Source organism: Pseudomonas sp. MOIL14HWK12:I1 (assembly GCF_000510705.1).
In the GTDB taxonomy this organism is placed as follows: domain Bacteria; phylum Pseudomonadota; class Gammaproteobacteria; order Pseudomonadales; family Pseudomonadaceae; genus Chryseomonas; species Chryseomonas oryzihabitans.
This window is the reverse complement of record NZ_KI783307.1, coordinates 357,042-383,034: the sequence shown is the minus strand read 5'-3', so window position 1 is coordinate 383,034 and position 25,993 is coordinate 357,042. Positions and strand designations below refer to the sequence as shown.

The following is a 25,993-nucleotide window of genomic DNA, read 5'->3' as shown; positions in this document are numbered from 1 at the left end:
CCTGCCCTGCCCTACATCAGGAACAGGGTGGCGAGTCCCAAGAAGATGAAGAAGCCGCCGCTGTCGGTGACCGCGGTGATCAGGACGCTCGACCCCATGGCCGGGTCGCGACCGAAGCGCTGCAGGGTCATGGGAATCAGCACGCCCATGAACGCCGCCAGCAGCAGATTTAGGGTCATGGCCCCCATCATCACCAGGCCCAGGGACCAGCTGCTGTAGAGATAGAAGGCCACCAGCCCTATCACCCCACCCCAGATGACGCCATTGCACAGGGCGACGCCCATCTCCTTGCGCAGCAGGCGCGCGGTGCTGGTCACACTGATCTGCCCCAGCGCCATGGCGCGCACGATCATGGTGATGGCCTGGTTGCCCGAGTTGCCGCCAATGCCGGCGACGATGGGCATGAGCGCGGCCAGGGCCACCAGTTTCTCGATCGAGCCCTCGAACAGGCCGATGACCCGCGAGGCGATGAAGGCCGTGATGAGGTTGGTGGCCAGCCAGGTCCAGCGGTTGCCCACCGATTTCCACACCGAGGCGAAGACGTCTTCGTCTTCGCGCAGACCAGCCATGTTGAGGACTTCGCTTTCGCTTTCCTCGCGGATCAGGTCGACCATCTCGTCGATGGTGAGACGGCCGATCAGCTTGCCGTTCTTGTCCACCACCGGCGCCGAAACCAGGTCGTAGCGTTCGAACGCCTGGGCCGCGTCATAGGCGTCGCCGTCCGGATGGAAGGCCACCGCCTCCTTCGCCATGACTTCGACCACCAGCTTTTCCGGATCGTTGACCAGCAGTCGCTTGATCGGCAGCACCCCCTTGAGGATGCTGTCGTTGTCGACCACGAACAGCTTGTCGGTGTGGTCGGGCAGCTCTTTCAGCCGGCGAAGATAACGCAGCACCACTTCCAGGGCGACGTCATCGCGGATGGTCACCATCTCGAAGTCCATCAGCGCGCCCACCTGGTCCTCTTCGTAGGACAAGGCGGAGCGCACCCGCTCGCGCTGCTGGGCGTCGAGGGCCTCCATCAGTTCATGGACGACGTCGCGCGGCAGGTCCGGCGCCAGGTCGGCGAGTTCGTCGGCGTCGAGCTGACCGGCCACCGCGAGGATTTCCTGATCGTCCATGTCGGCGATCAGCGTTTCACGGACGGCGTCCGAGACCTCCAGCAGGATCTCGCCGTCACGCTCGGTCTTGACCAGCCCCCAGACGGTCAGGCGGTCTTCCTGCGGCAGGGCTTCGAGGATGAAGGCGACGTCGGCCGGGTGCAGCTCGTCCAGCCGGGCACGCAGCTCTTCGAGGCCCTCTTCGGGGATATCGGCGGGGGATACGGGGGCGCGATCGTGGTCTTCACGCGCCTCGACGGCGAGGTCGTAGCGCTCCAGCAACTCGACGACCTGGGCGAGACGCTCCTGCAGCGTCTCGTGGGGCTTTCTGATTTCTGCTTCGTTCACTACGGTCATAGCGCACTCCGGCCCGCCGGCGGAGCGCACCGACGAACCCTATCTCAACAACGGGACGAAAAAGGCGATTGAGTGTTGACTGGGTAAGTCCATAAGGGGGGATGACCACTGCCCCGGCGGGGCTGACGGCGGGGATGATACACCGGACCGGTTACGGGTGCGAACGCAAAAGGTTTTCAAAACAGCTATTTGCAAGGGCTCTGGGCCGGTATCGAAGCCGCGCTTGCAACGCTCGTCCCGCGGTCGTTAACCCGCTAAGCTTGAGCGCTACGTCAAGGAGGACGTCTCATGAAGAAGCTCGTCGTGCTCGGCCTGTTGCTGGGCTGCGCCTCTGCCCAGGCGGCCACGGTCTATCGTTGCGAAGATGCCGCCGGCCACCTCACCTTTTCCACCAGCGGCTGTGCTTCGGACAGCGACAGCCGCCTGCAACGCGCGGACAATCCCCGCCCGGGCGGCGCGAGGCCCACGCTGATGGCGAAACCCAAGGCCCCTCCGCGCAAGGAGGCGCAACGCCCACCAACAGTGGTGGCAGCCAGAACGGATGGGTGCGGCGATCTACTCAGCCCCAGCGAAAGGCGGCAGGCGATCATCCGGGGACAGGTCAGGGTCGGCATGAGCCGGGCGGACGTGGAGAACGCCCTGGGACCGCCGCAGCGGATTTCCCAACTGGACGCCCTGACTCGCTATCACTACGAGGCGCGCCAGCGCAAGGAACGCTCGCGCCTGGTGACCTTCGATGACCAGGGTTGCGTGCGTCGACGCTGACGCCCGCAACCGGCTGGCACTGCGTCAGAGCACGGCGCGGGGGTAGGAACCGAGGACCTTGAGCGCCACGGCGCTGGTGGACAGGCGCTCCAGCACATCGCGGATCAGCGGATCGGCCTGGTGGCCGAGGAAATCGATGAAGAAGACATAGGTCCACTTGCCGCTGCGCGAGGGCCGCGTCTCGATCCGGCTGAGGTCGATGTTGTTGGTGTGGAACGGCAGCAGCAGCTCGTGCAGGGCACCCGGCTTGTTCTGCATGGAGACGATGATGGAGGTCTTGTCGTCGCCGCTGGGCGGCACCTCCTGGTTGCCGATGATGAGGAAGCGCGTGGAGTTGTCCGGGCGATCCTCGATCTTCTGCTGCACCGGGGTCAGGCCATAGAGCGAGGCCGCCATGTCGCCGGCGATGGCCGCGCTGTTCCACTCCCCCTTCACCCGCCGCGCCGCTTCGGCATTGCTGGCCACCGCCACCCGCTCGACGCTGGGGTAGTAGGAGTCCAGCCACTTGCGGCACTGGGCCAGCGACTGGGCGTGGGAATAGATGCGGGTGATGCTGTCGGCCTTGGTGTTCTCGCCGATCAGCAGGTGGTGGTGGATGCGCAGCTCCACCTCCCCGCAGATCGACAGGTTGTGCTCGAGGAAGCTGTCTAGGGTGTGGTTGACCGCCCCTTCGGTGGAGTTTTCCACCGGCACCACGCCGAAGTTGGAGGCGCCGGCGGCGACCTCGCGGAAGACCTCGTCGATGGCCGCCATGGGCCGGGTCACCACGGCCTTGCCGAAGTGCTTGAGCGCCGCGGCCTGGGAGAAGGTGCCTTCCGGGCCGAGGTAGGCCACGTGCAACGGCTCTTCCAGGGCCAGGCAGCAGGACATGATCTCGCGGAACAGTCGCGCCATGTCTTCGTCACGGACCGGACCGCCGTTGCGCTCCATCACCCGCTTGAGCACCTGGGCCTCGCGCTCGGGCCGGTAGAACACGGGCTTTTCGCCCTCCGCCAGCGTTCCCATCTTGACCCGGGCCACGTCCTGGGCGCAGCGGGCACGTTCGCTGATCAGCTCCTGGATACGTTCGTCCAGACTGTCGATACGCAGGCGCAGGGCCTTGAGCTCGTGTTCGGACATGATCAGCCGTGCTCCTTCTCGAATTCGGCCAGATAGGTCACCAGCGCCTGGACGGCTTCCAGGGTCACGGCGTTATAGATGGAGGCGCGCATGCCCCCCACCGAACGATGGCCCTGCAGATACAGCAGACCGCGCGCTTCGGCGCCCTCGAGGAAGGCCTTGTCGAGGCGCTCGTCCGCCAGGCGGAAGGGCACGTTCATCCAGGAGCGGTCGTTCTTGGCGATGGGGTTGCTGTAGAAGTCGCTGGCGTCGATGAAGCCGTACAGCAGCTCCTTCTTCTGGCGATTCAGGCGCTCCATGGCGGGCAGACCGCCCTGCTCCTTCAGCCACTTGAACACTAGGCCCGACAGGTACCAGGAGAAGGTGGCCGGGGTGTTGTACATGGAGCCGTTGTCGGCCTCGACCTTGTAGTCGAGCAGCGTCGGGCAGGCGGCGCGGGCGCGACCCAGCAGGTCTTCGCGGACGATCACCACCACCAGGCCGCTGGGCCCGATGTTCTTCTGCGCGCCGGCGTAGATCAGCCCGAAACGCGAGACGTCCAGCGGGCGCGAGAGGATGTCGGAAGAGGCATCCGCCACCAGGGGTACGTCACCTACGTCCGGAATCCAGTCGAACTCCAGACCGCCGATGGTTTCGTTGGGGGTGTAGTGGACGTAGGCGGCGTCCTTGGACAGCTGCCATTCGTGCTGCCCCGGAATGGCGAAGTAATCGTAGCCCTTGGAACTGGCGGCGACGTTGACGGTGCCATAGTGCCGCGCCTGCTCGATGGCCTTGCGCGACCAGATGCCGGTGTCGATGTAGTCGGCCTTGCCGCCCTCGGGCATCAGGTTCATCGCCAGCTGGGCGAATTGCAGACTGGCGCCGCCCTGCAGGAACAGCACCTTGTAGTTGCTGGGGATGGCCAGCAACTCGCGCAGGTCGGCCTCGGCCTGGTTCGAGATGGCGGTGAAGTCTTCACCGCGGTGGCTCATCTCCATCACCGACAGGCCACGGCCCTGCCAATCCAGCAGATCGGCCTGGGCCTGGCGCAGCACAGCTTCCGGCAGGGCCGCCGGGCCGGCGCAGAAGTTGTAGGCACGCTTGCTCATCACTCGTCATCCTCGTTGGGCAGATCATCGCTCGGCACGTCGCTGGCACCGGGCAGCACATCGTCCTGGTCGGGTTCGTGGCTGTCGACCGGCAATTCCTTGTCGAGCACCTCATCGTCGAGCTCGGCTTCGTGATCCAGCAGCTCTTCGTCCACCGAAGGCTCCTGCACCCGCTCCAGGCCCACCAGCTTCTCGCCCTTGCCGAGCTTGATGAGGGTGACGCCCTGGGTGTTGCGGCCGGTACGGGAGATGCCCTCGACCGGCGTCCGCACCAGGGTGCCCTGGTCGGAGATCAGCATGATCTCCTCGCCGTCCAGCACCTGGATGGCGCCGATTAGGGGGCCGTTGCGCTCGTTGATGACCATGGCGATCACGCCCTGGCCGCCACGACCACGCTGCGGGTATTCGGCCATGGCGGTGCGCTTGCCGAAGCCGTTGAGGCTGGCGGTGAGGATCTCGGCGCCCGGCTCGGGGATCAGCATGGAGATCAGCCGCTGGTTCTCGGCCAGACGCATGCCCCGCACGCCGCGGGCGGTACGGCCCATGGTGCGCACATGGCGTTCCTTGAAGCGGATGACCTTGCCACCGTCGGAGAACAGCATGACCTCGCGGGCCCCATCGGTGATGGCGGCGGCGATCAGGCTGTCGCCCTCTTCCAGCTTCAGCGCGATCAGGCCGTTGCTGCGCGGACGGCTGAACTGCACCAGCGGGGTCTTCTTCACGGTGCCGTTGCGGGTGGCCATGAAGATGTAGGCGCCGGTGGGCTCGTCCTGGTCGGCATCGAGGAGTTCGCCCTCTTCGCCTTCGCTTTCGACATCGTCTTCCACCAGCACGGCGTCTTCGATGTCCAGATTGTCGTCCTGCTCGCCCAGGTCCTCGTCACCGGCCGGCGCCTGCTGACGTATGGCTTCCAGATCGACCGGCAGCATGGCGGTGATGCGCTCGCCTTCGGCCAGCGGCAGCAGGTTGACCAGCGGACGGCCACGGGCAGCGCGGGAGGCCTCGGGGATCTCGTAGGTGCGCTTCCAGTAGACCTTGCCCAGGCTGGAGAACAGCAGCAGGGTGGTATGGCTGTTGGCGACCAGCAGGTGTTCGATGTAGTCCTCTTCCTTGACCGCCGAGGCCGAGCGGCCGCGACCGCCCCGGCGCTGGGCCTGGTAGGCATGCAGCGGCTGGGACTTGGCGTAGCCGCCGTGGGAGATGGTGACGACGCGGTCTTCCTCGGTGATGAGGTCGGCGATGGTCAGGTCCACCTGGGAGGCGATGATCTCGGTGCGACGCTTGTCGCCGAACTCGGCCTTGACCTTTTCCAGCTCCTCGCGGATGACTTCCATCAGCCGCTCAGGGTTGGTCAGGATGCGGATCAGCTCGCCGATCTGCAGCAGGATCTCCTGGTACTCGGCGATGAGCTTTTCATGCTCCAGGCCGGTCAGGCGGTGCAGACGCAGATCCAGGATGGCCTGGGCCTGCTCGGGCGAGAGGTGATACTTGCCCTCGTGCAGGCCGTACTGCTCGGGCAGTTCGTCCGGACGGCAGGAATCGGCGCCGGCGCGCTCGACCATCTCGCGTACCGCGCTGGATTCCCAGGGCGTGGCGATCAGGCGTTCCTTGGCTTCGGCCGGGGTCGGCGAGCTCTTGATCAGCTCGATGACCGGATCGATGTTGGACAGGGCGACCGCCTGGCCTTCGAGGATGTGGCCACGCTCGCGCGCCTTGCGCAGTTCGTAGACGGTGCGCCGGGTTACCACTTCGCGACGGTGGCGAATGAAGGCTTCCAGCAGTTCCTTGAGGTTCAGGGTTCGCGGCTGGCCGTCGAGCAGGGCCACCACGTTGATGCCGAACACCGTCTGCAGCTGGGTCTGGGCGTAGAGGTTGTTGAGCACCACCTCGGGGGTCTCGCCGCGACGCAGCTCGATGACCACGCGCATGCCGTCCTTGTCGGACTCGTCGCGCAGCTCGGTGATGCCTTCGATCTTCTTCTCTTTCACCAGCTCGGCGATCTTCTCGATCAGCCGTGCCTTGTTGAGCTGGTAGGGCAGCTCGGTGATGACGATCTGCTGGCGATTGGCGCTCTTGTCGATGTCCTCGACTTCGGCGCGGGCCCGCACATAGATGCGGCCACGACCGGTGCGATAGGCCTCGATGATGCCGGCGCGACCGTTGATGATGCCCGCGGTCGGGAAGTCCGGACCGGGGATGTACTGCATCAGGTCGTCGACGGTCAGCTCGCTGTTCTCGATCAGCGCCAGGCAGCCATCGATGACCTCGCCGAGGTTGTGCGGCGGGATGTTGGTGGCCATGCCGACCGCGATGCCGCTGGAACCGTTGACCAGCAGGTTGGGGATGCGCGTGGGCATTACCGCCGGGATCTGCTCGGTGCCGTCGTAGTTGGGCACCCAGTCGACGGTTTCCTTGTCCAGGTCGGCCAGCAGTTCGTGGGCGAGCTTGGACATCCGCACTTCGGTGTATCGCATGGCCGCGGCGTTGTCGCCGTCGACCGACCCGAAGTTGCCCTGACCATCCACCAGCATGTAGCGCAGCGAGAAGGGCTGGGCCATCCGCACGATGGTGTCGTAGACGGCGGTGTCGCCGTGGGGGTGGTACTTACCGATGACGTCACCCACCACACGGGCGGATTTCTTGTACGGCTTGTTCCAGTCGTTGCCCAGCTCGCTCATGGCGTAGAGCACGCGCCGGTGCACCGGCTTGAGGCCGTCGCGCACATCCGGCAGGGCCCGGCCGACGATGACGCTCATCGCGTAGTCGAGATACGACTGCCGCAATTCGTCTTCGATATTGACCGGGAGGATTTCTTTGGCCAGTTCACCCATGAGAAGCCTGGTTCCTTCTGATCTGAAAAGCGCTAGGGCTCGTCCGCATGTCGGCCGAGCCTGATATAGGAGAGGCGAAAGCCCGTCTGGCGGCGCCTGCCACCGGCGGCGCGAAGGCGCTCCAGCCGGTTTTCAGCACTGCATCGCCGCCTGCCGAGGGCTTTCGAACAAAGCCTGTGCAAAGAGCGAAATTCTAACACATTCAGGGATGTATCCGCCCCTGGCGATCACCTCAATGCAGGCGGCGCCGATTCATCAGCTCGGCCATCTTCTTGGCGTCCGGACGCTCCACCACCCCGCGCTCGGTGACGATGGCGTCGATGAGATCGGCCGGGGTCACGTCGAACACCGGATTGAAGGCCTCGACCTCGGCGGCGATGCGCTGGCCACCGGCTTCCAGCAACTCGTGACCGGCGCGCTCCTCGATGGGGATGTCGTCACCGGACGCCAGATTCATGTCGATGGTGGAGCTGGGCGCCACCACCATGAAGCGCACGCCGTGGTGCATGGCGATGACCGCCAGGTTGTAGGTGCCGATCTTGTTGGCCACGTCGCCGTTGGCGGTGATCCGATCGGCGCCGACGATCACCCAGGCGACGTTGCGCGTCTTCATCAGGTGAGCGGCGGCGGCATCGGCGTTGAGACTGACCGGAATGCCCTCGCCGGCCAGCTCCCAGGCGGTCAGGCGCGAGCCCTGCAGCCAGGGGCGGGTCTCGTCGGCATGGACACATTCCACCAGGCCGTCCAGGTGCGCGGCGCGCAGGACGCCCAGGGCGGTGCCGAAGCCGCCGGTGGCCAGGGCGCCAGTGTTGCAGTGGGTAAGGAAGGTCTGCTTGCTGGCGTCGTGCTTGCGGATCAGCTCGACGCCCAGCTGCGCCATGGTCAGGTTGGCCTCGCGATCGCTCAGGTGGATGGCCACCGCCTCGGCTTCCAGCGCCGCCAGGGCACCCTCCCCGGCCATGCGCGTCAGGCGCTCGCGCATCCGGTTGAGCGCCCAGAACAGATTGACGGCGGTGGGACGCGACGCGGCCAGCAGTTCGAAGTCGGCACTGACGGTGGCTTGCCAGTCCTCACCCGCCGCGGCACGTTGCCGGGCACCCAGCACCACGCCATAGGCGGCGCTGATGCCGATGGCCGGCGCGCCGCGTACCAGCATGTCGCGGATGGCCTGGGCCACCTCGGCGGCGCTGTGACAGGCGACCCAGTGTTCGCGCAGCGGCAACAGGCGCTGGTCGAGCAGGTGCAGGGCACCGTCCCGCCATTCGATCGCCTTGATCTTTTCCGCCGCCAGCAGACGCTCTCGCATGATCTCTCCTCGACCTGAATCTGTAGCCAGCCAGTATACCGGCATCGGCGTGCGGATTTAGCGGTAGCGCCGCAAGGACCGCTATACTGCCGGCTCGCCCCCCTTGGAACCGCCGCCGATGCCCACCCCCGCGCCCCTGGACCTCTTGTTGCTCCCCAGCTGGATCGTGCCGGTGGAGCCTGCCGGAGTAGTCCTGCGCGATTACGCCCTGGGCGTGCGCGACGGCTGCATCGCCCTGCTCGCGCCACGTAGCGAGGCCCTGCGCCAGCCGGCCAAGGAGACCCTGGAGCTGCCGGGCAAGGTGCTGATCCCCGGGCTGATCAACGCCCATGGTCACGCCGCCATGACCCTGTTTCGCGGCATGGCCGACGACCTGCCGCTGCAGACCTGGCTGCAGGATCACATCTGGCCCGCCGAAGGGCGCTGGGTCGACGAGGACTTCGTCCGCGACGGCACCACCCTGGCCATCGCCGAGCAGATCCGCGGCGGCATCACCTGCTTCTCGGACATGTATTTCTACCCCCAGGTGGCCTGCGAGGCGATCCATCGCACCGGGGTGCGCGCCCAGGTCTGTCTGCCGATCCTCGACTTCCCCATTCCCGGCGCCCGCACTGCGGACGACATGATCCGCCGTGGCCTGGAACTGTTCGACGACATGAAGCTGCACGAGCGCATCAGCGTGGCCTTCGGCCCCCATGCGCCCTATACCGTGGCCGACGCCAAGCTCGAACAGATCCTGGTCTTGGCCGAGCAACTGCAGGCACCGATCCAGATGCACGTGCACGAGACCGCCTTCGAGGTGGAGCAGGCGCTGCAGCAGACCGGTGAGCGGCCGCTCAGCCGGCTGCGGCGACTGGGCCTGCTCGGGCCGCGCTTCCAGGCGGTGCACATGACCCAGGTGGACGACGAGGATCTGGAAAACCTGGTCGAGACCAACAGCCATGTCATCCACAGTCCAGAATCCAATCTCAAGTTGGCCAGCGGCTTCTGCCCGGTGGAGCGGCTCTGGCAGGCCGGCGTGAATGTCGCCATCGGCACCGACGGCGCGGCCAGCAACAACGATCTCGATCTGCTCGGCGAGACCCGTACCGCCGCCCTGCTGGCCAAGGCCGTGGCCGGCTCGGCCACTGCCCTCGATGCCCACCGTGCGCTGCGCCTGGCCACCCTGAACGGTGCTCGCGCCTTGGGTCTCGAGCGCTGCCTGGGCTCGCTGGAAGTCGGCAAGGCCGCCGACCTGACCGCCGTCGACCTCAGCGGCCTCGCCCAGCAGCCGCTCTACGACCCCGTTTCGCAACTCATCTATGCCACCGGCCGCGACCGCGTCAGCGACGTCTGGGTCGGCGGCGTGCCGCTGCTGCGCCAGAGCGAACTCGTGCGCCTGGACGAGGCCGAACTCATAGCCAATGCGCAGCAGTGGGCCACCCGTATCCAGCAGGGCGCCTGACGCGCCCCGCTCCCTTGCCTCTGGAGAACCCCATGTCCAACGTCGATAACGCCGAGATCGCCAAGTTCGAGGCCCTCGCCTACCGCTGGTGGGACCGCGAGAGCGAATTCAAGCCGCTGCACGACATCAATCCGCTGCGCGTCAACTGGATCGACCAGCACGCGGGCCTGGCCGGCAAGAAGGTGCTGGACGTCGGCTGCGGTGGCGGCATCCTCAGCGAGGCCATGGCCCAGCGCGGTGCCCAGGTGACCGGCATCGACATGGCCGAGGCGCCCCTGGCCGTCGCCCGCCTGCACCAGCTGGAATCCGGCGTGCCGGTGGAGTACATCCAGGAGACCACCGAGGACCACGCGCGCAAGCACGCCGGCACCTATGACGTGGTGACCTGCCTGGAGATGCTCGAGCACGTGCCGGATCCCTCCTCGGTGATCAAGGCCTGCCACGACCTGGTCAAGCCGGGCGGCCAGGTATTCTTTTCCACCATCAACCGCAATCCCAAGGCCTATCTGTTCGCCATCGTCGGTGCCGAATACGTGCTGCGCTTGCTGCCGCGGGGCACCCACGATTTCCGCAAGTTCATCCGCCCCTCGGAACTGGGTGCCTGGGCCCGTGCCGCCGGCCTCAACCTGCGCGATGTCATCGGCCTCACCTACAACCCGCTGACCAAGAGATACAAGCTCGAAGGCGACGTGACGGTGAACTACATGGTGCGCACCCAGCGCGAGGACTAGGCCATGCGTCTGCAAGCGGTCCTCTTCGACATGGATGGCACCCTGCTCGACACGGCGCCGGACTTCATCGCCATCATCCAGGGCATGCGCCAGGACCGGGGCCTCGCGCCCGCCGATGAGGCCCGCCTGCGCGGGGTCATCTCCGGTGGTGCCAAGGCGATGATCCTGGCCGGCTTTGAGATTGACCCCCTGGGCGCCGAACTCGAACCCCTGCGCCTGGAGTTTCTCGAGCGCTACCAGACGCAATGCGCGGTCCACACCCGGCTGTTCGACGGCATGGACGAGATCCTGCACGATCTCGACGCCGCCCGGTTGCGTTGGGGCGTGGTGACCAACAAGCCGGTGCGCTTCGCCGAGCCGATCATGCAGCGCCTGGGCCTGGCCGAGCGCTCGGCCTGCCTGGTCTGCCCGGACCATGTCACGCACAGCAAGCCGGATCCGGAGATGGTGCTGCTGGCCTGCCGGCAACTGGACGTGGATCCGCAGACCGCCCTGTTCATCGGTGACGACCTGCGCGACATCGAATCCGGTCGCGCCGCCGGCAGCAAGACGGTGGCAGCGCGCTACGGCTACATCCATCCGGACGACCGCCCCGAGCACTGGGGCGCCGACGCCATCATCGACCATCCGCTGGAATTGCGCGCCCTGCTCGATCGCGCGCTGTGCGGCTGCTAGAGGTTCAGATGTTCGACTACCAGGCTCCGGCCGAGCTGCTCAAGGACCGCATTATCCTCGTCACCGGTGCCAATCGCGGCATCGGCGCCGCCCTCGCCAAGGGCTGCGCCGCCCTGAGCGCCAGCGTCATCCTCCAGGGTCGCGATGCCGCGGCGCTGGATCAGGTGTGTCAGGAGATTCTGGCCAGCGGTGGCCAGGCCGAGACCCTGGTACTGGATCTCGAACAGGCCGATGCGGCCGCCTATGCCGCCGTGGCGGAGCGGCTGAGACAACGTCACGGGCGCCTGGATGGCCTGGTGCACAACGCCGGCCTGCTCGGGCCGCGGGTGCTGCTGGAAGAGACGCCCGCCGCCGCGCTGGCGCAGGTGCTGCAGGTCAATGTCCAGGCCGGCTTCGCCCTGACCCAGGCCCTACTGCCGCTGCTCAGAGCGGCCGGTGAGGCCTCGCTGATCTTCACGTCCAGCAGTGTCGGTCGCAAGGGCCGGGGCGGCTGGGGCGCCTATTCGGTGTCCAAGTTCGCCACCGAGGGCCTGATGCAGGTCTGGGCCGAGGAGCTGGCCGAGGACGGCATCCGGGTCAACAGCGTCAACCCGGGCGGTACCCGCACCGCCATGCGGGCGGCGGCCTATCCCGAAGAGGACCCGGCCCGGGTGCCCGCGGCGGAGGCCATCCTGCCGGTCTATCTCTATCTGCTCGGTCCGGCCAGCCGGGGCACCACTGGCCAGGCGCTCAACGCCCAGTAGCGGAGTCGATCAGACGTGGAAGCGCTGCACCAGGCGCGCGAGCTCGTCACCCAGTTCGGCCAGCTCGCGGCTGGCTGAGGCCGTGGCCGCCATCGCCTGGCTGGACTGATCGGCGCCGTCGCGAATCCGGGTGACATTGACCGCCACCTCTTCGGCCACCCCGCGCTGCTGCACGGCCGCCGCGGCGATCTGCTGATTCCTCTGCTGGATGCTGGCCACCGCCGTGGCGATACCGGCAAAGGCGCGCCGGGTATCGCCGGCACTGTCCAGGGTGTCGACGAGCAGGGTCTCGCTCTGCTGCATCCGTGCGACCGCTTCGCCGCTGCCCTTCTGCAACACCACGATGAGCCGTTCGATCTCGACGCTCGACTGCTGGGTACGGCGCGCCAGGGCCCGGACTTCGTCAGCGACCACGGCGAACCCTCGCCCCTGCTCACCGGCACGCGCCGCCTCGATGGCCGCGTTGAGCGCCAGCAGGTTGGTCTGCTCGGCCACCGCCTTGATCACGTCCAGCACGCTGCTGATCGCCTGGCTGTCGTGGGACACGCCTTCGAGGCGCTCCGCCGCGGACCGGACATCCACCCCCAGGGTCTCGATACCGGCCAGACTGCGGCCGATCACCGCCTGACCATCGCTGACCTGGCGCTCGGCCTGATCGCCGGCACCGGCGGCGGCCTCGGCATCCGCGGCGACCCCCTGGGCTGTGGCGGCCAGTTCGGCCATGGCCGCGGCCACCTGATCGGTTTCCTCGCGCTGCCGGGTCACGCCCCGCTGCGCCTCGCGGGCCTGTTCGGCCAGGGCGGCGGCGGACTGGCCGAGCCGGCCGATACCGCTCTGCAGCTGCAGGACCATGCCGCGCAGCGCCGCCACCATGCTGGCGCTGGAGCGCTGCAACTGGCCGATCTCGTCGCCCCGATCCACCGTCAACTCGACATCCAGCTGGCCCTGGGCGATGCGCTCGGCGGCGGCGATCACCTTGCGCAGCGGCCGGACGATGGCCAGGGTGATGATCAGCGCGGCCAGAGCGCCGACGATCAGCGCCAGCAGGGCCACGCCGCCGATGGTCAGCAGGCGCTTGGTCATCATCGCCTGCAGTTCGGTTTCCTGTTGCCCGTAGAGGGCATCGACCCGCTGCACAGCGGTCTCCGCCAGGCTGGTCATCCGCGCACCGGCGGTCTGCTCCTGGGCCAGGGCGGCGGCATAGTCGCCGAGGCGGCGGATGAATTCCTTGATGTTGGTGGAGACGTCCTGGATGACCGAGGAATAGGCCGGATCGCTCAGTTGCGGCTCGACCTTGGCCAGCAATTCCAGGGCGGCACTGGCCGAGGGCAGCGGCTGGTCGTCCACCGTGCTCTTGCCGGCTCGCGCCTGGGCTTCGTCGAGACTCTTGAGCATCAGGCGATAGAGTTCGCCGACCTGCTGCGACAAGGTCAGGAGTTCGGCGCCCTGCTTGCCGCCGGAATCCTTGAGGGCATAGGCGCCGTCATCCAGCAGACCGGACTGGAGGATGTCCAGGCTGTTGGCCGCGCCCTCTACCAGAAAGGCGGCCCCCTCCATGGCCAGACGGCGCGAGGTGTGGAGTCGTTCGAAGTCGGCGAAGGCAGCGCCATAGGCCTGGATGGCCTCACGGGCGGCGCCGAGGTCGACAGCGTTGGCACTGCCCACCTCGGCCTCCAGCTGTCCCAACCGCTCGAGCACTGCCGGCAGGGCCTGCCGTAGATGCTCGGCCTGGGCGGCCTCGCCACTCAGGCGAAAGCCCTGCTCCAGGGCGCGGACCTGCATCACCTGCCGGTTGATCGCCGCCATGTCGCGCAGGGAGCCGAATCTATGCTCGACATCCTTGAGTGCGAGCCCGCCCTGCAGGGCCACCACCAGGGTCAGCAGCAGCACCAGCCCGAAGCCCACCGCCAGCTTGGTCGCGGTTCGCCAATTGGCCAGGCGATAGCGCGCAATCCCTTTCATACCGCACCCCGACAAAATGAGTTCTACCGACGCTGTCGTCTGCAGAAGCCGATTCTTGAGAGGGTGCGGAGCAAACCGCCACTATCCGTCGCGCGCGGTTATGTCGGCGTCGCTTTGGACGGCGGCCGTTGGCCAGGGGGCCAAGCGATCAGCGACCGGCGCGGGACTCGCGAATGTAGAAGCGCGCCTTTTCGGCGTTCTTCACGCAACCGGTGTAGGCCTCGACCTGCTGCTGCGTCTTGGCGGTGGACAGCAAGGCCAGCGCCTTGGAATAGCTCACCGTGCCGGAAAAGCCTTCGGCCTTGGCCAGGTCGAGTTCCTGCCAGGCGGAACGGGTCTGGGCGGCGCAGCTGTCGCGATTGACCACCTTGCCCGAACAGCCGGCGAGCACCACGGCAGCCAGCGTAGCGGCCAGGACGGGAACCAGTTTCGCTTTCATCTCTCTTTCTCCTTGCACCTGCAACCGGCCGGAACGGCCGGATAACCGCAGCGTAGACCGCCAACCCCAAGCGCTGTTCAGCGCCGGTTGCGCAGAAACTCGACCACCGCGGCCTGGTCGCCGCTGAAGATCACCCGGGACGCCTTGCTCTCGCGCTGATAGGCGTACATGGGATCGTAGTATTCCGCCAGCAGGCCCTCGATCCAGCCGCGATGCGCCGCGACGTCGCCCGAGCGCTCCTGCTCGGCGAGGGCGTCCTCGAGAATGGCCGACAGGCGCTGGAAGCGTTCGCCCCCCAGGCGCTTGGCGATGCCGGAGAGACTCTTGCGCAGCTGCTCGGCGAACAGGCCGAAGCCCTGTTCGGGGCCGTGCAGGGCCACGAATTCCGCCGCCAGGTCGATGACATAGTCGCGCAGGATGCGCTCGATACGGTTTTCCCGGCTGTCTTCCAGCCAGACCAGCGGGTACTGCTGCATGCCCTGGTGCAATTCCAGCGGCAGGGAGCAGCGACCGACCAGGCGCGATTCGTCTTCCAGCACGAACTGCGCCTGCCCGTCATGGCGGCGGCGCAGCAGGTCGATGGCCAGGCTGTTCTCGAAATCGATCTGGCCCGGCTGGGGCGTGGCCCGCTTGCCGAAGCTGGAGCCGCGGTGATTGGCATGGCCTTCGAGGTCGACGGCGTTGTCGAGCTGGGCCACCACTTCGGTCTTGCCGGTGCCGGTCATGCCACCGACCACCACGAAGCCGCACTCGGCCAGGGCCTGCTGCAGCGTATCGATGAGAAAGGTACGCATGGCCTTGTAGCCACCCACCACCCGTGGATAGGCGATGCCGGCTTCGCTGCGCAGCCATTCCTGGCTGATCTGGGAGCGCAAGCCACCGCGGAAGCAATAGAGGTAGCCCTCCGGATGGGCCTGGGCGAAGTCGGCCCAGGCCTGGATGCGCGCCTCCTTCACCGCCCCGGACACCAGCTGGTGACCCAGTTGCAGCGCCGCCTGCTGACCCTGCTGCTTGTAGCGGGTGCCGACGCGTTGGCGCTCCAGGTCATTCATCAGCGGCAGGTTGGTGGCCTGGGGAAAGGCGCCCTTGGCGAATTCCACGGGAGCGCGGACATCGACCAGGGGGACATCGCTCAGGAACAGCGCCCGCAGGTCGCGGGCATCCTCACGCTGGATCATCAGGCCACCTCGACCGCATGGGCGCGCCGGCTCACCAGCTGCCCTATGGGTTGCAGGGCCAGGCCCAGCTCCGCCGCCACGGCGAGAAATTCCGCCTCACCCTCGGGTGCCACGGCCACCAGCAGGCCGCCACTGGTCTGGGGGTCGCACAGCAACTGGCGGCGGCCTTCGTCCAGCGGGGCGATACGGCTGCCGTAGCTGTCGAAGTTGCGCTCGGTCCCGCCAGGCACGCAGCCCTGCTGCAGATAGAAATCCACGCCTTCGAGGCGGGGAATGGCGGCGAAGTCGAGTTCGGCGGTGAGGCCACTGCCGTCGGCCATCTCCACCAGGTGGCCGAGCAATCCGAAGCCGGTGACGTCGGTCATCGCCGTGACGCCGGCCAGGCGGCCGAAACGGCTACCGGGACGATTGAGCTGGCACATGGTGTCACGCGCCAGATGGCGATCCTCGGGGCGCAGCAAGGCCCGCTTCTCGGCGGTGGTGAGGATGCCGATGCCCAGCGGCTTGGTCAGATAGAGGCGGCTGCCCAGGGTCGCCGTGTCGTTGCGCTTGAGATGGCGCTTTTCGACGATCCCGGTCACGGCCAGGCCGAAGATCGGCTCGGGCGCGTCGATGGAATGACCGCCGGCCAGGGGGATGCCGGCTTCGTCGCACACGCGACGACCGCCGGCGATGACCTCGCGCGCCACTTCCGGCGGCAGCACGTTGACCGGCCAGCCGAGGATGGCGATGGCCAGCAGGGGATCGCCGCCCATCGCGTAGATGTCGCTGATGGCATTGGTGGCGGCGATGCGCCCGAAATCGAAGGGATCATCGACGATGGGCATGAAGAAATCGGTGGTGGAGACCACGCCGCGCTCTTCGTCCAGGCCATAGACCGCCGCATCGTCGCGCGAGGCATTGCCCACCCACAGCCGCGGATCCAGGTGCTGGGCGCCGCTGCCGGCCAGGATGGTCTCCAGGGTCTTGGGGGCGATCTTGCAACCACAACCGGCGCCGTGGCTGTATTGGGTGAGGCGAATGGGATCGGTCATCGTTACTCCGGTTCAGCGGTGGCGCTGGTTCGACAGCCAGCGCGAAGGGGCGTAATAGTAGCAAATGCCCGTCAGCCGGCGGGCACCGACCGCGCCTAACAGATCGCCAGCCAAAGCAAAAGGGCTGTTTTCTGGCGGTAATCCACAGTTGCTGTGGATAACCTCGTGGAAAACCTCCAACCGACCCCGGACAAGCGAGCGGCGGTGCGGCGATGGACGAACTGGCGATTTTTTAGCCGGTCCGCCAACTATTTTTTCCCGTTGAAGGGTAGCGAACGGAAGCGCCGTGCGTTATGGCCAGGGTGCGCTAGCATTGCCAGTTCCCCCGGTCATAGCCGTACTCATGTCTTCTCCAGCCTCCTCCCCCCTTACCCCCTGGCAACGCGGCCTGCTGCTCGCCAGCCTCATGCTCATCGCCCTCAACCTGCGCCCGGCGCTCTCCAGCCTGGCGCCCCTGTTGCGGCAGATCGAGACCAGCACGGGTCTTTCCAGCAGCGCCATCGGCCTGCTCACCACCCTGCCGGTGCTCTGCCTGGGGTTGTTCGCGCCCCTGGCTCCGCGCCTGGCCCGCCGCTGGGGCAGCGAACGCACGCTCGGCGCCATCCTGGCATTGCTGGCCGCTGGTATCGTCCTGCGCAGCCTGCTGCCGCCCCTGGGCCTGTTTCTCGGCAGCCTGATCGCCGGCGCCTGCATCGGTATCCTCGGCGTCCTGTTGCCGGCCCTGGTCAAGCGCGATTTCCCCGCCCAGGCCGGCCAGCTGATGGGGCTCTACACCATGATGCTGTGCATCGGCGCCGCCGTGGCCGCCGGGGCCACCGCGCCGCTCGCCGAGGCCTTCGACGGCCGCTGGCAACCCGCCCTCGCCACCTGGGCCCTGGTCGCCGTGGTGGCCCTGCTGGTCTGGCTGCCGCAACTGCGCCAGCCACCCACCATCGCACCGCGCCGCGGGGCTGGCGGTTCGCTGTGGCGCAATCGGCTGGCCTGGCAGATCACCCTGTACATGGGCCTGCAGTCGTCGCTGGCCTATATCGTCTTCGGCTGGCTACCGACCCTGCTGATGGATCGCGGCCTGGGCATGGTGCAGGCCGGCCTGATGCTGTCGGGCTCGGTGATGACCCAGCTGGTCAGCGCTCTCACCGCCCCCTGGCTGGCGACGCGGGGCCAGGACCAGCGCCTGGCCATCGTGGTGGTGATGAGTCTGACCCTCGCCGGCCTGCTGGGCTGCCTTTACGCCCCGGTCGGCAGTCTCTGGCTGTGGGCGGTGATACTCGGCCTGGGCCAGGGCGGGACCTTCAGCCTGGCGCTCGCCCTGCTGGTGCTGCGCTCGCGGGATGCGGAAACCGCCGGACGGCTGTCGGGCATGGCCCAGGGCGCGGGCTACAGCCTGGCCTCGCTCGGTCCGCTGCTGGTGGGCATCATCCACGACGCCACCCACGGCTGGGCCCCCATGGGCGTGCTCTTCACCCTGATCGCCGTGCTGGCCACGCTGTTCGGCCTGGGTGCGGGGCGGACCCGCTACGTCAACGACGTCTAGCGGCGATAGAGTCCGGCGGCTCGACTGGCCTCGGTCTGCAGCCGCGGCGCGCGGATACCCGCTTCGCGCAGGGCACGCTGCCAGGCGTCTGCCTGGTCGCCGCCCAGGGTCACCGCCACATCGCCATTGAGCGCCAGGGCCGCCGCCAGCCGGGCGATCCAGAGTTGCTCCGGGGCCCGCTCCAGGGCGGGCAGGAGCAGTTGGCCGTCGCGCTGCAACTCCTTGAGCAGGGTGGCGGCGCTCGGCAACAGTTCAGGGAGGGGCTGGCTAGCCTGCAGCCGCTCGGCATGCAGGTAGCCGCGACGGTTGCCGCGGGTGATGCCATAGAGCGTCAGGACCGTCTGCGGCTCCGCCAGTTGCAGCACCAGCAGCCCCTGCTGATCGTCCGGTCCATAGAGCATGGCCTCGCCCAGCAGGCTGTTGGCGATGACGTTGCTGGCGCCGCAATCACGCCCTTCGCACCAGTAGAGCAGCGTCGCGCCCTGCTGCTGCAGGCGCTGCCGCTCGCTGTCCAGCCGCGCCAGCGGCGGATGGCCGCTGGCCAGCTCGAAGGTCTGGGTCTGGAGCTGGCCCTCCACCTGCAGCGAATCCTCCAGGCGCAGGCGACCGCCGATGCGACTGACTGGCCCCAGCGGATAGAGGCGTTCGGCGGTTGCCGGTCCGCTTTCGCGCACCAATTGGGCATGGTCCATAGGTGCGATCTCCGGCAGCACCTCCGCCTGCGTCGTCCCAAGGGACAGCAGCAGGCCGATCAGCAGGAGGCGTGGCAGGAAGCGGGAGCGCGGGCAGAACAGACGGCTAGGCATGCCGCATTATTCGTCGTGCCCGGTGCCGGCGGCAAAGAAGGCATTGAAACAATCTGCGACGGCCTGGGCGCCCGCCGCATCGTCCAGATGCAGATGGTGCCCGCCCGGCAATTCGTGAAGGCTGAAGTTGGGTTGCTCCCGCGCCAGGCGCATGGCCTCGGCGTGGGGCGCCACCAGCCCACCCGCGGCCACCACCAGGGCTGTGGGGCAGCGCACCGCGCGCAGACAGGCTTCGGCCTGCTCCGGGGTGAACCTCATTCGACTGGGCAGCCTCAGGTGGGGATCAGAACGCCAGGTGTAGCCACCGGGCACCGCCATCAAGCCACGCTCGGCGAGCAACTCGGCGGCTTCCCGACTGACCGTCAGCGACCCCTTCAGCCGCGCCGCCACGGCGTCTTCCACCGTGGCGTAGACCGGCTTGCGCCGGTTGGGCAGCTCCAGCTCCGCCAGCAGCGCCTTGCCGAGTTTCTCGGCGATCTCCTCTGCCGGCGTTGTATAGGGCAGCAGGCCATCGATCAGCGCCAGGCGCTCGATCTGCTCCGGCAGGGCCGCGGCGGCGATGACGCCGACGATGGCGCCCATCGAATGGCCAAGCAGACCGAAGCGATCCCAGCCCAGTTGCCGCGCGGCCGCGAGCACATCCAGCCCATAGTCCTGAATCGCATACCCAACGCCTGCGGGACGATGGGCTGACAGACCATGACCCGGCAGGTCCAGAGCCACGATGCGCAGGCCGTGCAGCCGTGGCGCGAGCTGGGCGAAGGTCATGGCATTGTCCAACCAGCCATGCAGCGCCAGCACCGGATAGCCATCTTCCGGACCGAAGGCCCGGGCGCTCAACTCGATATGGGGCAATTCCAGCCGCAATTCCTGCATCTGGGCAGTCATGAATTCCACTCCGCGGGTGCCAGTGCGCGCTTCATGCCGGGGAGGCATCCCGCTGCAAGGGCACCACGGCTACCGTCAGCCGCGAGACACAGGTCAGGCGCCCCTCTTCATCGCTCAGGCGGATGTCCCAGACATGGCTGCTGCGCCCTAGGTGCAGGGGACGCGCCACCGCCGTCACCCGCCCGGAGCGCACGCCCCGCAGGTGGTTGGCATTGATTTCCTGACCCACGCAATAGAAGCGCGAGCGATCCACGCAGAGCATGCTGGCGATCGAGCCCACGGTTTCCGCCAGGGCCACCGAAGCGCCGCCATGCAACAGCCCCATGGGCTGGTGGGTGCGGCGGTCGACCACCATGCTGGCGGTCAGGCTGCTGTCGTCCCAGGCTTCAATCCGCATGTCCAGGTGTTCGGCCAGGGTGTTCTCGAGCGCACGCCCGAGGTCCTCAGGATCCGGAAGGGTCTGCCAGATGCTCATGTACTTTCCTTGCAAGGACGTCAGCCATGAAAGCGACTGACCAGATCGAAACCGCCGGCCAGGGGCAGCGGCGCCTCCAGGCACAGCAGGGACGCGGTACTCATGGGCACCGGCGCCTGCCGATGACCGTGCAGCAACCAGCCGGCCAGTTCACCGACGAAGGGATTGTGGGTCACCAGCAGCAGCTCCTCCACCTCCAGTCGCGCCAGCTCCGCCAGGGCGCGTTCCGGCTCGCCGTCGGGCGTGGCCCAGGAAACGCTGCGCAACTCGCCCGGCCAGCCCAGCTGCTGTTGCACCAGGGCCGCCGTCTGCTGCGCGCGCACATAGGGACTGGCGAGGATGAGCTGCAACTTGGCATCCTTGAGCTGCAGGGCGCTGCGCAACACCTCGGCGCGACCGGTCGCGGTCAGCTCGCGCAGCTCGTCACTGGGCGCCCGCGCCTCGGCTTCGCCATGCCGCAGCAGCCAGAGCTTCATGGCGCGGTGGCGGAACGGTCGTCGGGTTGCTCGGTGGCCGGCCAGTCGGCGAAGGGCCAGGGCTTCACTTCGCTGGCGAAGGTGCCGAAGCGGACGATCTGCGCCAGATAGCTGCCCAGGGCCGCGCCAAAGGCGGTCAGACCGGGATTGGCTTCGCCCTTGATCAGGCGCACCACCAGTTGCACCAGCACCACCACCGCCAGCACGTACTGCGCACCCAGCCAGACGAACAGGAACAGCAGCATCCAGATCAGGCGCAGGCCTAGCAGCTCGCGGGAATGCTCGGGTTGGGACATGGGAATTCCTCTTTTCAGACAGTGTAGCGGCTCAATTGAAGGGGGCGTCCGCCACATCAACATCGGTCTTGGGCTCGCCGCCCATCAGGGCCTCGATCACCTGCCCCAGACTGCGGCCCTCGAACAGGATCGCATAGAGGCCGTTGACCAGGGGCATGTAGACGCCCAGCTCGTCCGCTTTTTCCTTGAGCACGCGCAGGGTATTGACGCCTTCCGCGGTCTCGCCGATCTGGGCCACCGCCTCGTCCAGGGTCAATCCTCGTCCCAGGGCATGGCCGACCCGGTAGTTGCGGCTCTTCTCCGACGAGCAGGTCACGATCAGGTCCCCTACCCCGGCCAGGCCCAGGTAGGTGATGGGATTGGCGCCGCGCTGCACGGCGAAGCGGGTCATCTCGGCGAGGGCCCGGGTGATCAGCATGCTGCGGGTGTTCTCGCCCATCGCCAGGGCCGCGGCCATGCCGGCGATGATGGCGTAGACGTTCTTCAGGGCGCCGGCCAACTCCACGCCGAGACGGTCGGCACTGGCATAGACGCGGAAGGTGCGGCCGTGCAGCGCCGCCTGGACCCGCCGGCACACCTCCTCGTCCTCACTGGCCACCACGGTGGCGGTGAGCTGGTGCTCGGCGATCTCGCGGGCGAGGTTGGGCCCGGAGATGATGCCGATGCGCGCCCGCGGCACGATTTCCGCGAGGATCTCGCTCATCAGCATGAAGGAATGCGCCTCGATGCCCTTGGTGGTGCTGACGAGGAAACGCCCTTCCAGCTGCTGGGCGATGGGTGCCAGGGCCTGGCGCAGCGCGCTCGACGGCAGGGCCACCAGGATCAGCTCGCAGCCCTGGATGGCGCCCTGCAGGTCACTGGTGGCCTCGACCGCGGCGTGCACCTTGATACCCTTCAGATAGCGCGGATTCTCGCGCTCGCGGCGGATGGTCTCGGCCTGTTGCGGATCGCGCATCCACAGGCGCACCGGCAGCCCGTTCTCGGCGACCAGATTGGCCAGGGCGGTACCGAAGCTGCCGCCGCCCAGGACGGCGATGGGGGATTGGACTGTCATCGAAACTCTCGGCTTCACCGCAATCACGCGGCCTCGTCGCTCAGTATACGGTAGCCGCGCGCCGGCCTCAGGGCCCGTTCACGGTCTGCCGCGCATCGGCCGAACGGTATTGAAAACGCCCGAGGAATACTTATCTAGGGTGGGCAAACACCCCTTTCCCGGTACTGCCCGCCGCGTCGCCCCAGGGCGCGCGCGACCCCGAGCGGGCGCCCAGGATGGAGAATTGACTGCGAAAAGTGCACAATGGTCCGTTAACGAACGGGGCGCTGGCCTGTGACTTTCCCGATGCCCCGGCAGTCTACTGCTACACGAAGCCATACCCAGAGCGACCTTCGGAGTCGCCAGAGCCTGGACCTAGGCCAGCTACAGGAGCTTGCATGACCAAACAACACGCCTTTACCTACGAAGACTTGCTGCGCTGCAGCCGTGGCGAGCTCTTCGGTCCGGGCAATGCCCAATTGCCCGCACCGAACATGCTGATGATCGATCGGATCACGCATATCAGTGAGGTAGGCGGGAAATACGGCAAGGGCGAACTGGTGGCGGAACTCGATATCCGTCCCGACCTCTGGTTCTTCGGTTGCCATTTCGAAGGTGACCCGGTGATGCCGGGCTGCCTGGGCCTGGATGCCATGTGGCAGCTGGTCGGTTTCTACCTTGGCTGGCAGGGCAATCCGGGTCGCGGTCGCGCCCTGGGCTCTGGCGAAGTGAAGTTCTTCGGCCAGGTACTGCCGACCGCCAAGAAGGTCACCTACAATATCCATATCAAACGCACCATCAACAGGTCGCTGATTCTGGCCATCGCCGATGGCACCGTTAGCGTGGACGGCCGCGAGATCTACTCCGCCGAAGGTCTGCGCGTCGGCCTGTTCACTTCCACCGATAGCTTCTAAGGGCTTTTCGCATGCGTCGCGTCGTCATTACCGGTCTGGGTATCGTTTCGTGCCTAGGCAATGATAAAGACACCGTTTCCGCCAACCTGCGCGCGGGTCGTGCCGGCATCCGTCACAATCCGGAATATGCCGAGATGGGTCTGCGCAGCCAGGTTTCCGGTTCCATCGACCTGAACCTCGAAGAATTGATCGACCGCAAGGTCAAGCGCTTCGTCGGCGATGCCGCCGCCTACGCCTACCTGGCGATGGAGCAGGCGATCAAGGACTCCGGTCTGTCCGAAGAGCAGGTCTCCAACCCCCGCACCGGCCTGATCGCCGGTTCCGGTGGCGCTTCCACCTTCAACCAGATGGAAGCCCTGGACATCCTGCGCGAGAAGGGCGTCAAGCGCGTCGGTCCCTACCGCGTGACCCGGACCATGAGCAGCACGGTCTCCGCCTGCCTGGCCACGCCCTTCAAGATCAAGGGCCTGAACTACTCCGTAGCCTCGGCCTGCGCCACCAGCGCCCACTGCATCGGCCTGGCCATGGAGCAGATCCAGCTCGGCAAGCAGGACGTGGTCTTCGCCGGTGGCGGCGAGGAAGAGCACTGGACCCAGAGCATGCTGTTCGATGCCATGGGCGCGCTCTCCAGCGACTACAACGAGACGCCGGAAAAGGCTTCCCGTGCCTACGACAGCAAGCGTGACGGCTTCGTCATCGCTGGCGGCGGCGGCATGGTGGTGGTCGAGGAGCTCGAACACGCCCTGGCCCGCGGCGCCAAGATCTATGCCGAGATCGTCGGCTACGGCGCGACCTCCGACGGCTACGACATGGTCGCCCCGAGTGGCGAAGGCGCCATCCGCTGCATGCAGCAGGCGCTGTCCACCGTCGACGGCGAGATCGACTACCTGAACACCCACGGCACCTCCACCCCGGTGGGCGACGTGGCCGAGATCAAGGGCGTGCGCGCCGTGTTCGGCGACAAGGCTCCAGCCATCAGCTCCACCAAGAGCCTGTCGGGCCACTCCCTGGGCGCTGCCGGTGTGCACGAGGCCATCTACTGCATGCTGATGATGGAAGGCAACTTCATCGCCGGTTCGGCCAACATCGACGAACTGGATCCGGAAGTCGCCGACCTGCCGATCCTGCGCGAGACCAAGGAAAACGCCAAGCTGGATCTCATCATGAGCAACAGCTTCGGTTTCGGCGGCACCAACGCCACCCTGGTACTCAAGCGCTGGCAGGGCTGATAGCCCTCGCTTGTGTGACCCAAACGGCGCCTCTGGCGCCGTTTTTCATTTCTGCTCCCTGCCCTGCTGAACCGGTCACGGGCCCCGCGGTCGAAGGCGCCGGCACTTCGCCTGCGAACCTCCAGGAAGAATGGATTCAGCAGCACGAATAGCTTAATCTCGCGCCGCTTCGCTGTACCTGCGCAGCCGCCATAGACAGCGCTGTCCGAACTAGCGGGCAGAAACAAGAAACTGTTGTACCCATGGAGCCCCAATGCACAATCAAAACCAGAGCTACCGCGGACCCTTGATCGTCCTCACCATGCTGTTCTTCATGTGGGGTCTGATCACCTCGCTGAACGACATCCTGATCCCCCACCTCAAGGCGGTCTTCACCCTCAGCTATCTGCAGGCCTCGCTGATCCAGTTTTGCTTCTTCACCGCCTACTTCATCGTCTCCTTCCCGGCCGGTCGCCTGGTGGAAAGCCTGGGCTACAAGAAGGGCATCATCGTCGGCCTGCTCACCGCCGGCGTTGGTTGCGTGCTGTTCTACCCGGCCGCCGGAGCTCACTCCTACGGCTTCTTCCTGACTGCCCTGTTCGTGCTGGCAGCCGGTATCACCGTGCTGCAGGTGGCGGCGAACCCCTACGTCACCATCCTCGGCAAGCCGGAAACCGCAGCCTCGCGCCTCAACCTGACCCAGGCGTTCAACTCCCTGGGTACCACCGTCGGCCCGCTGGTGGGCGCGGTGACCATCCTGGCGCTGGTGGGTGAAGACTCCGCCGCCCATTCGGTGCAGCTGCCCTACCTGATCCTGGCCGGCATGCTGGTCGCCCTGGCGGTGATCATCGGCCTCTTCCGCCTGCCGCAGATCAAGGACACCGAGCAGGACAACGCCACCGACGAGAACGCCCTGACCGCCAACAGCGTCTGGGCCTATCGCCACCTGCTGCTCGGCGTGGTCGGCATCTTCATGTACGTGGGTGCGGAAGTGTCCATCGGCAGCTACCTGGTGAGCCTGATGGAAAGCCCGGACGTGGCTGGCCTGAACGCCGCCACCGCCGCCAAGTACCTGTCCCTGTACTGGGGTGGCGCAATGGTCGGTCGCTTCATCGGCGGCGTGATCATGACCAAGGTGCGGCCGAACCTGGTGCTGACCTTCAATGCCATCGCCATTGGCGTGCTGCTGGCCGTGGCCGTGCTGCAGGGTGGGAAGGTCGCCATGTGGGCGCTGCTGGCCATCGGCTTCTTCAACTCCATCATGTTCCCGACCATCTTCTCCCTGGCACTCAAGGGCCTGGGCAAGTTCACCTCCAAGGGTTCGGGCCTGCTGTGCATGGGTATCGTCGGTGGCGCGCTGGTGCCGGCCATCCAGGGCTACTTCGCCGACACCATCGGCCTGCTGCCCTCCTTCCTGATCCCGCTGGTCTGCTACCTCTACATCCTGTTCTACGGCGTAATGGGCTATCGCCCCACCCTGCGTCGCTGATCCACCCCGAAGCGCTGGCGGCCTGCCAGCGCTTCGTCCCTTCCGCTACCCCTCCGCTCTCCTCCCTCCTTATCTCCCGCCTGATCGACCGACCTGCGCACC

General features: G+C 66.8%; 24 protein-coding genes and 1 pseudogene. 9 read left to right on the top strand and 16 right to left on the bottom strand.

Annotated features, from left to right (window positions below; genetic code table 11):
* Positions 1-11 precede the first annotated feature (11 nt).
* The gene (gene mgtE / locus PSEK12I1_RS0111720; protein WP_186354089.1) at positions 12-1,457 is read right to left on the bottom strand and encodes a magnesium transporter; all 1,446 of its coding nucleotides are present in this window, start codon (positions 1,455-1,457) and stop codon (positions 12-14) included.
* 288 nt (positions 1,458-1,745) lie between these two features.
* On the opposite strand from mgtE, the gene PSEK12I1_RS0111715 reads away from it, so the two are divergent.
* Complete coding sequence (locus tag PSEK12I1_RS0111715) at positions 1,746-2,222, top strand: DUF4124 domain-containing protein (protein WP_027601632.1); 477 nt, start codon at positions 1,746-1,748, stop codon at positions 2,220-2,222.
* 24 nt (positions 2,223-2,246) lie between these two features.
* On the opposite strand, the gene pheA is transcribed toward PSEK12I1_RS0111715, so the two are convergent.
* The 4 genes from pheA to mtnA form a co-directional block, all read right to left on the bottom strand.
* The gene (pheA, locus tag PSEK12I1_RS0111710) at positions 2,247-3,341 is read right to left on the bottom strand and encodes a prephenate dehydratase (RefSeq protein ID WP_027598051.1); all 1,095 of its coding nucleotides are present in this window, start codon (positions 3,339-3,341) and stop codon (positions 2,247-2,249) included.
* 2 nt (positions 3,342-3,343) lie between these two features.
* On the bottom strand, positions 3,344-4,429 hold the full coding sequence (gene serC / locus PSEK12I1_RS0111705) for a 3-phosphoserine/phosphohydroxythreonine transaminase (RefSeq protein WP_007160466.1): 1,086 nt from the start codon (positions 4,427-4,429) through the stop codon (positions 3,344-3,346).
* Positions 4,429-7,260, bottom strand: a complete 2,832-nt coding sequence (gene gyrA, locus PSEK12I1_RS0111700) for a DNA gyrase subunit A (protein WP_027601631.1) — start codon at positions 7,258-7,260, stop codon at positions 4,429-4,431. Before gyrA ends, serC begins: the two co-directional genes overlap by 1 nt.
* A gap of 232 nt (positions 7,261-7,492) precedes the next feature.
* Entirely contained in the window at positions 7,493-8,566 is a 1,074-nt protein-coding gene (gene mtnA, locus PSEK12I1_RS0111695) for an S-methyl-5-thioribose-1-phosphate isomerase (RefSeq protein WP_007160468.1), read from the bottom strand.
* 118 nt (positions 8,567-8,684) lie between these two features.
* Here mtnA and PSEK12I1_RS0111690 point away from each other — a divergent pair, with 118 nt between their 5' ends.
* From PSEK12I1_RS0111690 to PSEK12I1_RS0111675, 4 genes are read left to right on the top strand one after another with little or no spacing between them, the layout of a single operon-like run.
* Positions 8,685-10,010 (top strand): TRZ/ATZ family hydrolase, encoded by a 1,326-nt coding sequence (locus PSEK12I1_RS0111690; protein WP_007160469.1) that lies wholly within the window; start codon positions 8,685-8,687, stop codon positions 10,008-10,010.
* Between the two features lie 32 nt (positions 10,011-10,042).
* Positions 10,043-10,741, top strand: coding sequence for a bifunctional 2-polyprenyl-6-hydroxyphenol methylase/3-demethylubiquinol 3-O-methyltransferase UbiG (ubiG, locus tag PSEK12I1_RS0111685; RefSeq protein ID WP_007160470.1), 699 nt, complete (start codon positions 10,043-10,045; stop codon positions 10,739-10,741).
* A gap of 3 nt (positions 10,742-10,744) precedes the next feature.
* Positions 10,745-11,416, top strand: a complete 672-nt coding sequence (gene mupP / locus PSEK12I1_RS0111680) for an N-acetylmuramic acid 6-phosphate phosphatase MupP (protein WP_027601630.1) — start codon at positions 10,745-10,747, stop codon at positions 11,414-11,416.
* An 8-nt stretch (positions 11,417-11,424) separates the two neighbouring features.
* Positions 11,425-12,159 (top strand): YciK family oxidoreductase, encoded by a 735-nt coding sequence (locus PSEK12I1_RS0111675; RefSeq protein ID WP_027601629.1) that lies wholly within the window; start codon positions 11,425-11,427, stop codon positions 12,157-12,159.
* Between the two features lie 9 nt (positions 12,160-12,168).
* Here the strand turns inward: PSEK12I1_RS0111675 and PSEK12I1_RS25335 are convergent, their stop codons facing one another.
* From PSEK12I1_RS25335 to selD, 5 genes and pseudogenes are all read right to left on the bottom strand, one after another.
* Positions 12,169-13,011 carry a methyl-accepting chemotaxis protein gene (locus PSEK12I1_RS25335; protein WP_371099733.1) on the bottom strand — a complete coding sequence of 281 codons (843 nt, stop codon included), beginning with the start codon at positions 13,009-13,011 and terminating at the stop codon, positions 12,169-12,171.
* A gap of 42 nt (positions 13,012-13,053) precedes the next feature.
* A pseudogene (locus PSEK12I1_RS25330) lies at positions 13,054-13,242 on the bottom strand (HAMP domain-containing protein); the annotation flags it as partial.
* A 1,027-nt stretch (positions 13,243-14,269) separates the two neighbouring features.
* On the bottom strand, positions 14,270-14,560 hold the full coding sequence (locus tag PSEK12I1_RS0111665; protein WP_007160474.1) for a hypothetical protein: 291 nt from the start codon (positions 14,558-14,560) through the stop codon (positions 14,270-14,272).
* Between the two features lie 77 nt (positions 14,561-14,637).
* Positions 14,638-15,738, bottom strand: a complete 1,101-nt coding sequence (mnmH, locus tag PSEK12I1_RS0111660) for a tRNA 2-selenouridine(34) synthase MnmH (RefSeq protein WP_051399097.1) — start codon at positions 15,736-15,738, stop codon at positions 14,638-14,640.
* Positions 15,738-16,772 (bottom strand): selenide, water dikinase SelD, encoded by a 1,035-nt coding sequence (gene selD / locus PSEK12I1_RS0111655; RefSeq protein ID WP_027601626.1) that lies wholly within the window; start codon positions 16,770-16,772, stop codon positions 15,738-15,740. Before selD ends, mnmH begins: the two co-directional genes overlap by 1 nt.
* Before the next feature lie 343 nt (positions 16,773-17,115).
* Between selD and PSEK12I1_RS0111650 the strand changes: the two genes are divergently transcribed.
* Positions 17,116-18,306: an MFS transporter gene (locus PSEK12I1_RS0111650; RefSeq protein ID WP_231500994.1), complete on the top strand. Its 1,191-nt coding sequence runs from the start codon at positions 17,116-17,118 to the stop codon at positions 18,304-18,306.
* On the opposite strand, the gene PSEK12I1_RS0111645 is transcribed toward PSEK12I1_RS0111650, so the two are convergent.
* Genes PSEK12I1_RS0111645 through PSEK12I1_RS0111620 form a run of 6 tightly spaced genes read right to left on the bottom strand, consistent with a single transcriptional unit; the run spans position 18,303 to position 22,301 of the window.
* Positions 18,303-19,112, bottom strand: a complete 810-nt coding sequence (locus PSEK12I1_RS0111645) for a DUF4892 domain-containing protein (protein WP_027601624.1) — start codon at positions 19,110-19,112, stop codon at positions 18,303-18,305. The genes PSEK12I1_RS0111650 and PSEK12I1_RS0111645 overlap by 4 nt on opposite strands.
* A 6-nt stretch (positions 19,113-19,118) precedes the next feature.
* Positions 19,119-20,000, bottom strand: a complete 882-nt coding sequence (locus tag PSEK12I1_RS0111640) for an alpha/beta fold hydrolase (protein WP_027601623.1) — start codon at positions 19,998-20,000, stop codon at positions 19,119-19,121.
* Positions 20,001-20,031: 31 nt separating this feature from the next.
* Positions 20,032-20,475, bottom strand: coding sequence for a hotdog fold thioesterase (locus PSEK12I1_RS0111635; RefSeq protein ID WP_017641977.1), 444 nt, complete (start codon positions 20,473-20,475; stop codon positions 20,032-20,034).
* A gap of 20 nt (positions 20,476-20,495) precedes the next feature.
* Positions 20,496-20,951, bottom strand: coding sequence for a phosphohistidine phosphatase SixA (gene sixA / locus PSEK12I1_RS0111630; RefSeq protein ID WP_027601622.1), 456 nt, complete (start codon positions 20,949-20,951; stop codon positions 20,496-20,498).
* The gene (locus PSEK12I1_RS0111625) at positions 20,948-21,247 is read right to left on the bottom strand and encodes a DUF4389 domain-containing protein (RefSeq protein WP_007160482.1); all 300 of its coding nucleotides are present in this window, start codon (positions 21,245-21,247) and stop codon (positions 20,948-20,950) included. Before PSEK12I1_RS0111625 ends, sixA begins: the two co-directional genes overlap by 4 nt.
* A gap of 31 nt (positions 21,248-21,278) precedes the next feature.
* A complete protein-coding gene (locus PSEK12I1_RS0111620; protein WP_007160483.1) occupies positions 21,279-22,301 on the bottom strand; it encodes an NAD(P)H-dependent glycerol-3-phosphate dehydrogenase in 1,023 nt (340 codons plus the stop codon).
* A gap of 377 nt (positions 22,302-22,678) precedes the next feature.
* On the opposite strand from PSEK12I1_RS0111620, the gene fabA reads away from it, so the two are divergent.
* The 3 genes from fabA (at position 22,679) to PSEK12I1_RS0111605 (ending at position 25,891) form a co-directional block, all read left to right on the top strand.
* Positions 22,679-23,194: a 3-hydroxyacyl-[acyl-carrier-protein] dehydratase FabA gene (gene fabA / locus PSEK12I1_RS0111615; RefSeq protein ID WP_007160484.1), complete on the top strand. Its 516-nt coding sequence runs from the start codon at positions 22,679-22,681 to the stop codon at positions 23,192-23,194.
* A gap of 11 nt (positions 23,195-23,205) precedes the next feature.
* Entirely contained in the window at positions 23,206-24,423 is a 1,218-nt protein-coding gene (gene fabB / locus PSEK12I1_RS0111610; RefSeq protein ID WP_027598063.1) for a beta-ketoacyl-ACP synthase I, read from the top strand.
* A gap of 253 nt (positions 24,424-24,676) precedes the next feature.
* Positions 24,677-25,891, top strand: coding sequence for a sugar MFS transporter (locus PSEK12I1_RS0111605; protein ID WP_027601621.1), 1,215 nt, complete (start codon positions 24,677-24,679; stop codon positions 25,889-25,891).
* The last annotated feature ends 102 nt before the right edge of the window (positions 25,892-25,993 follow it).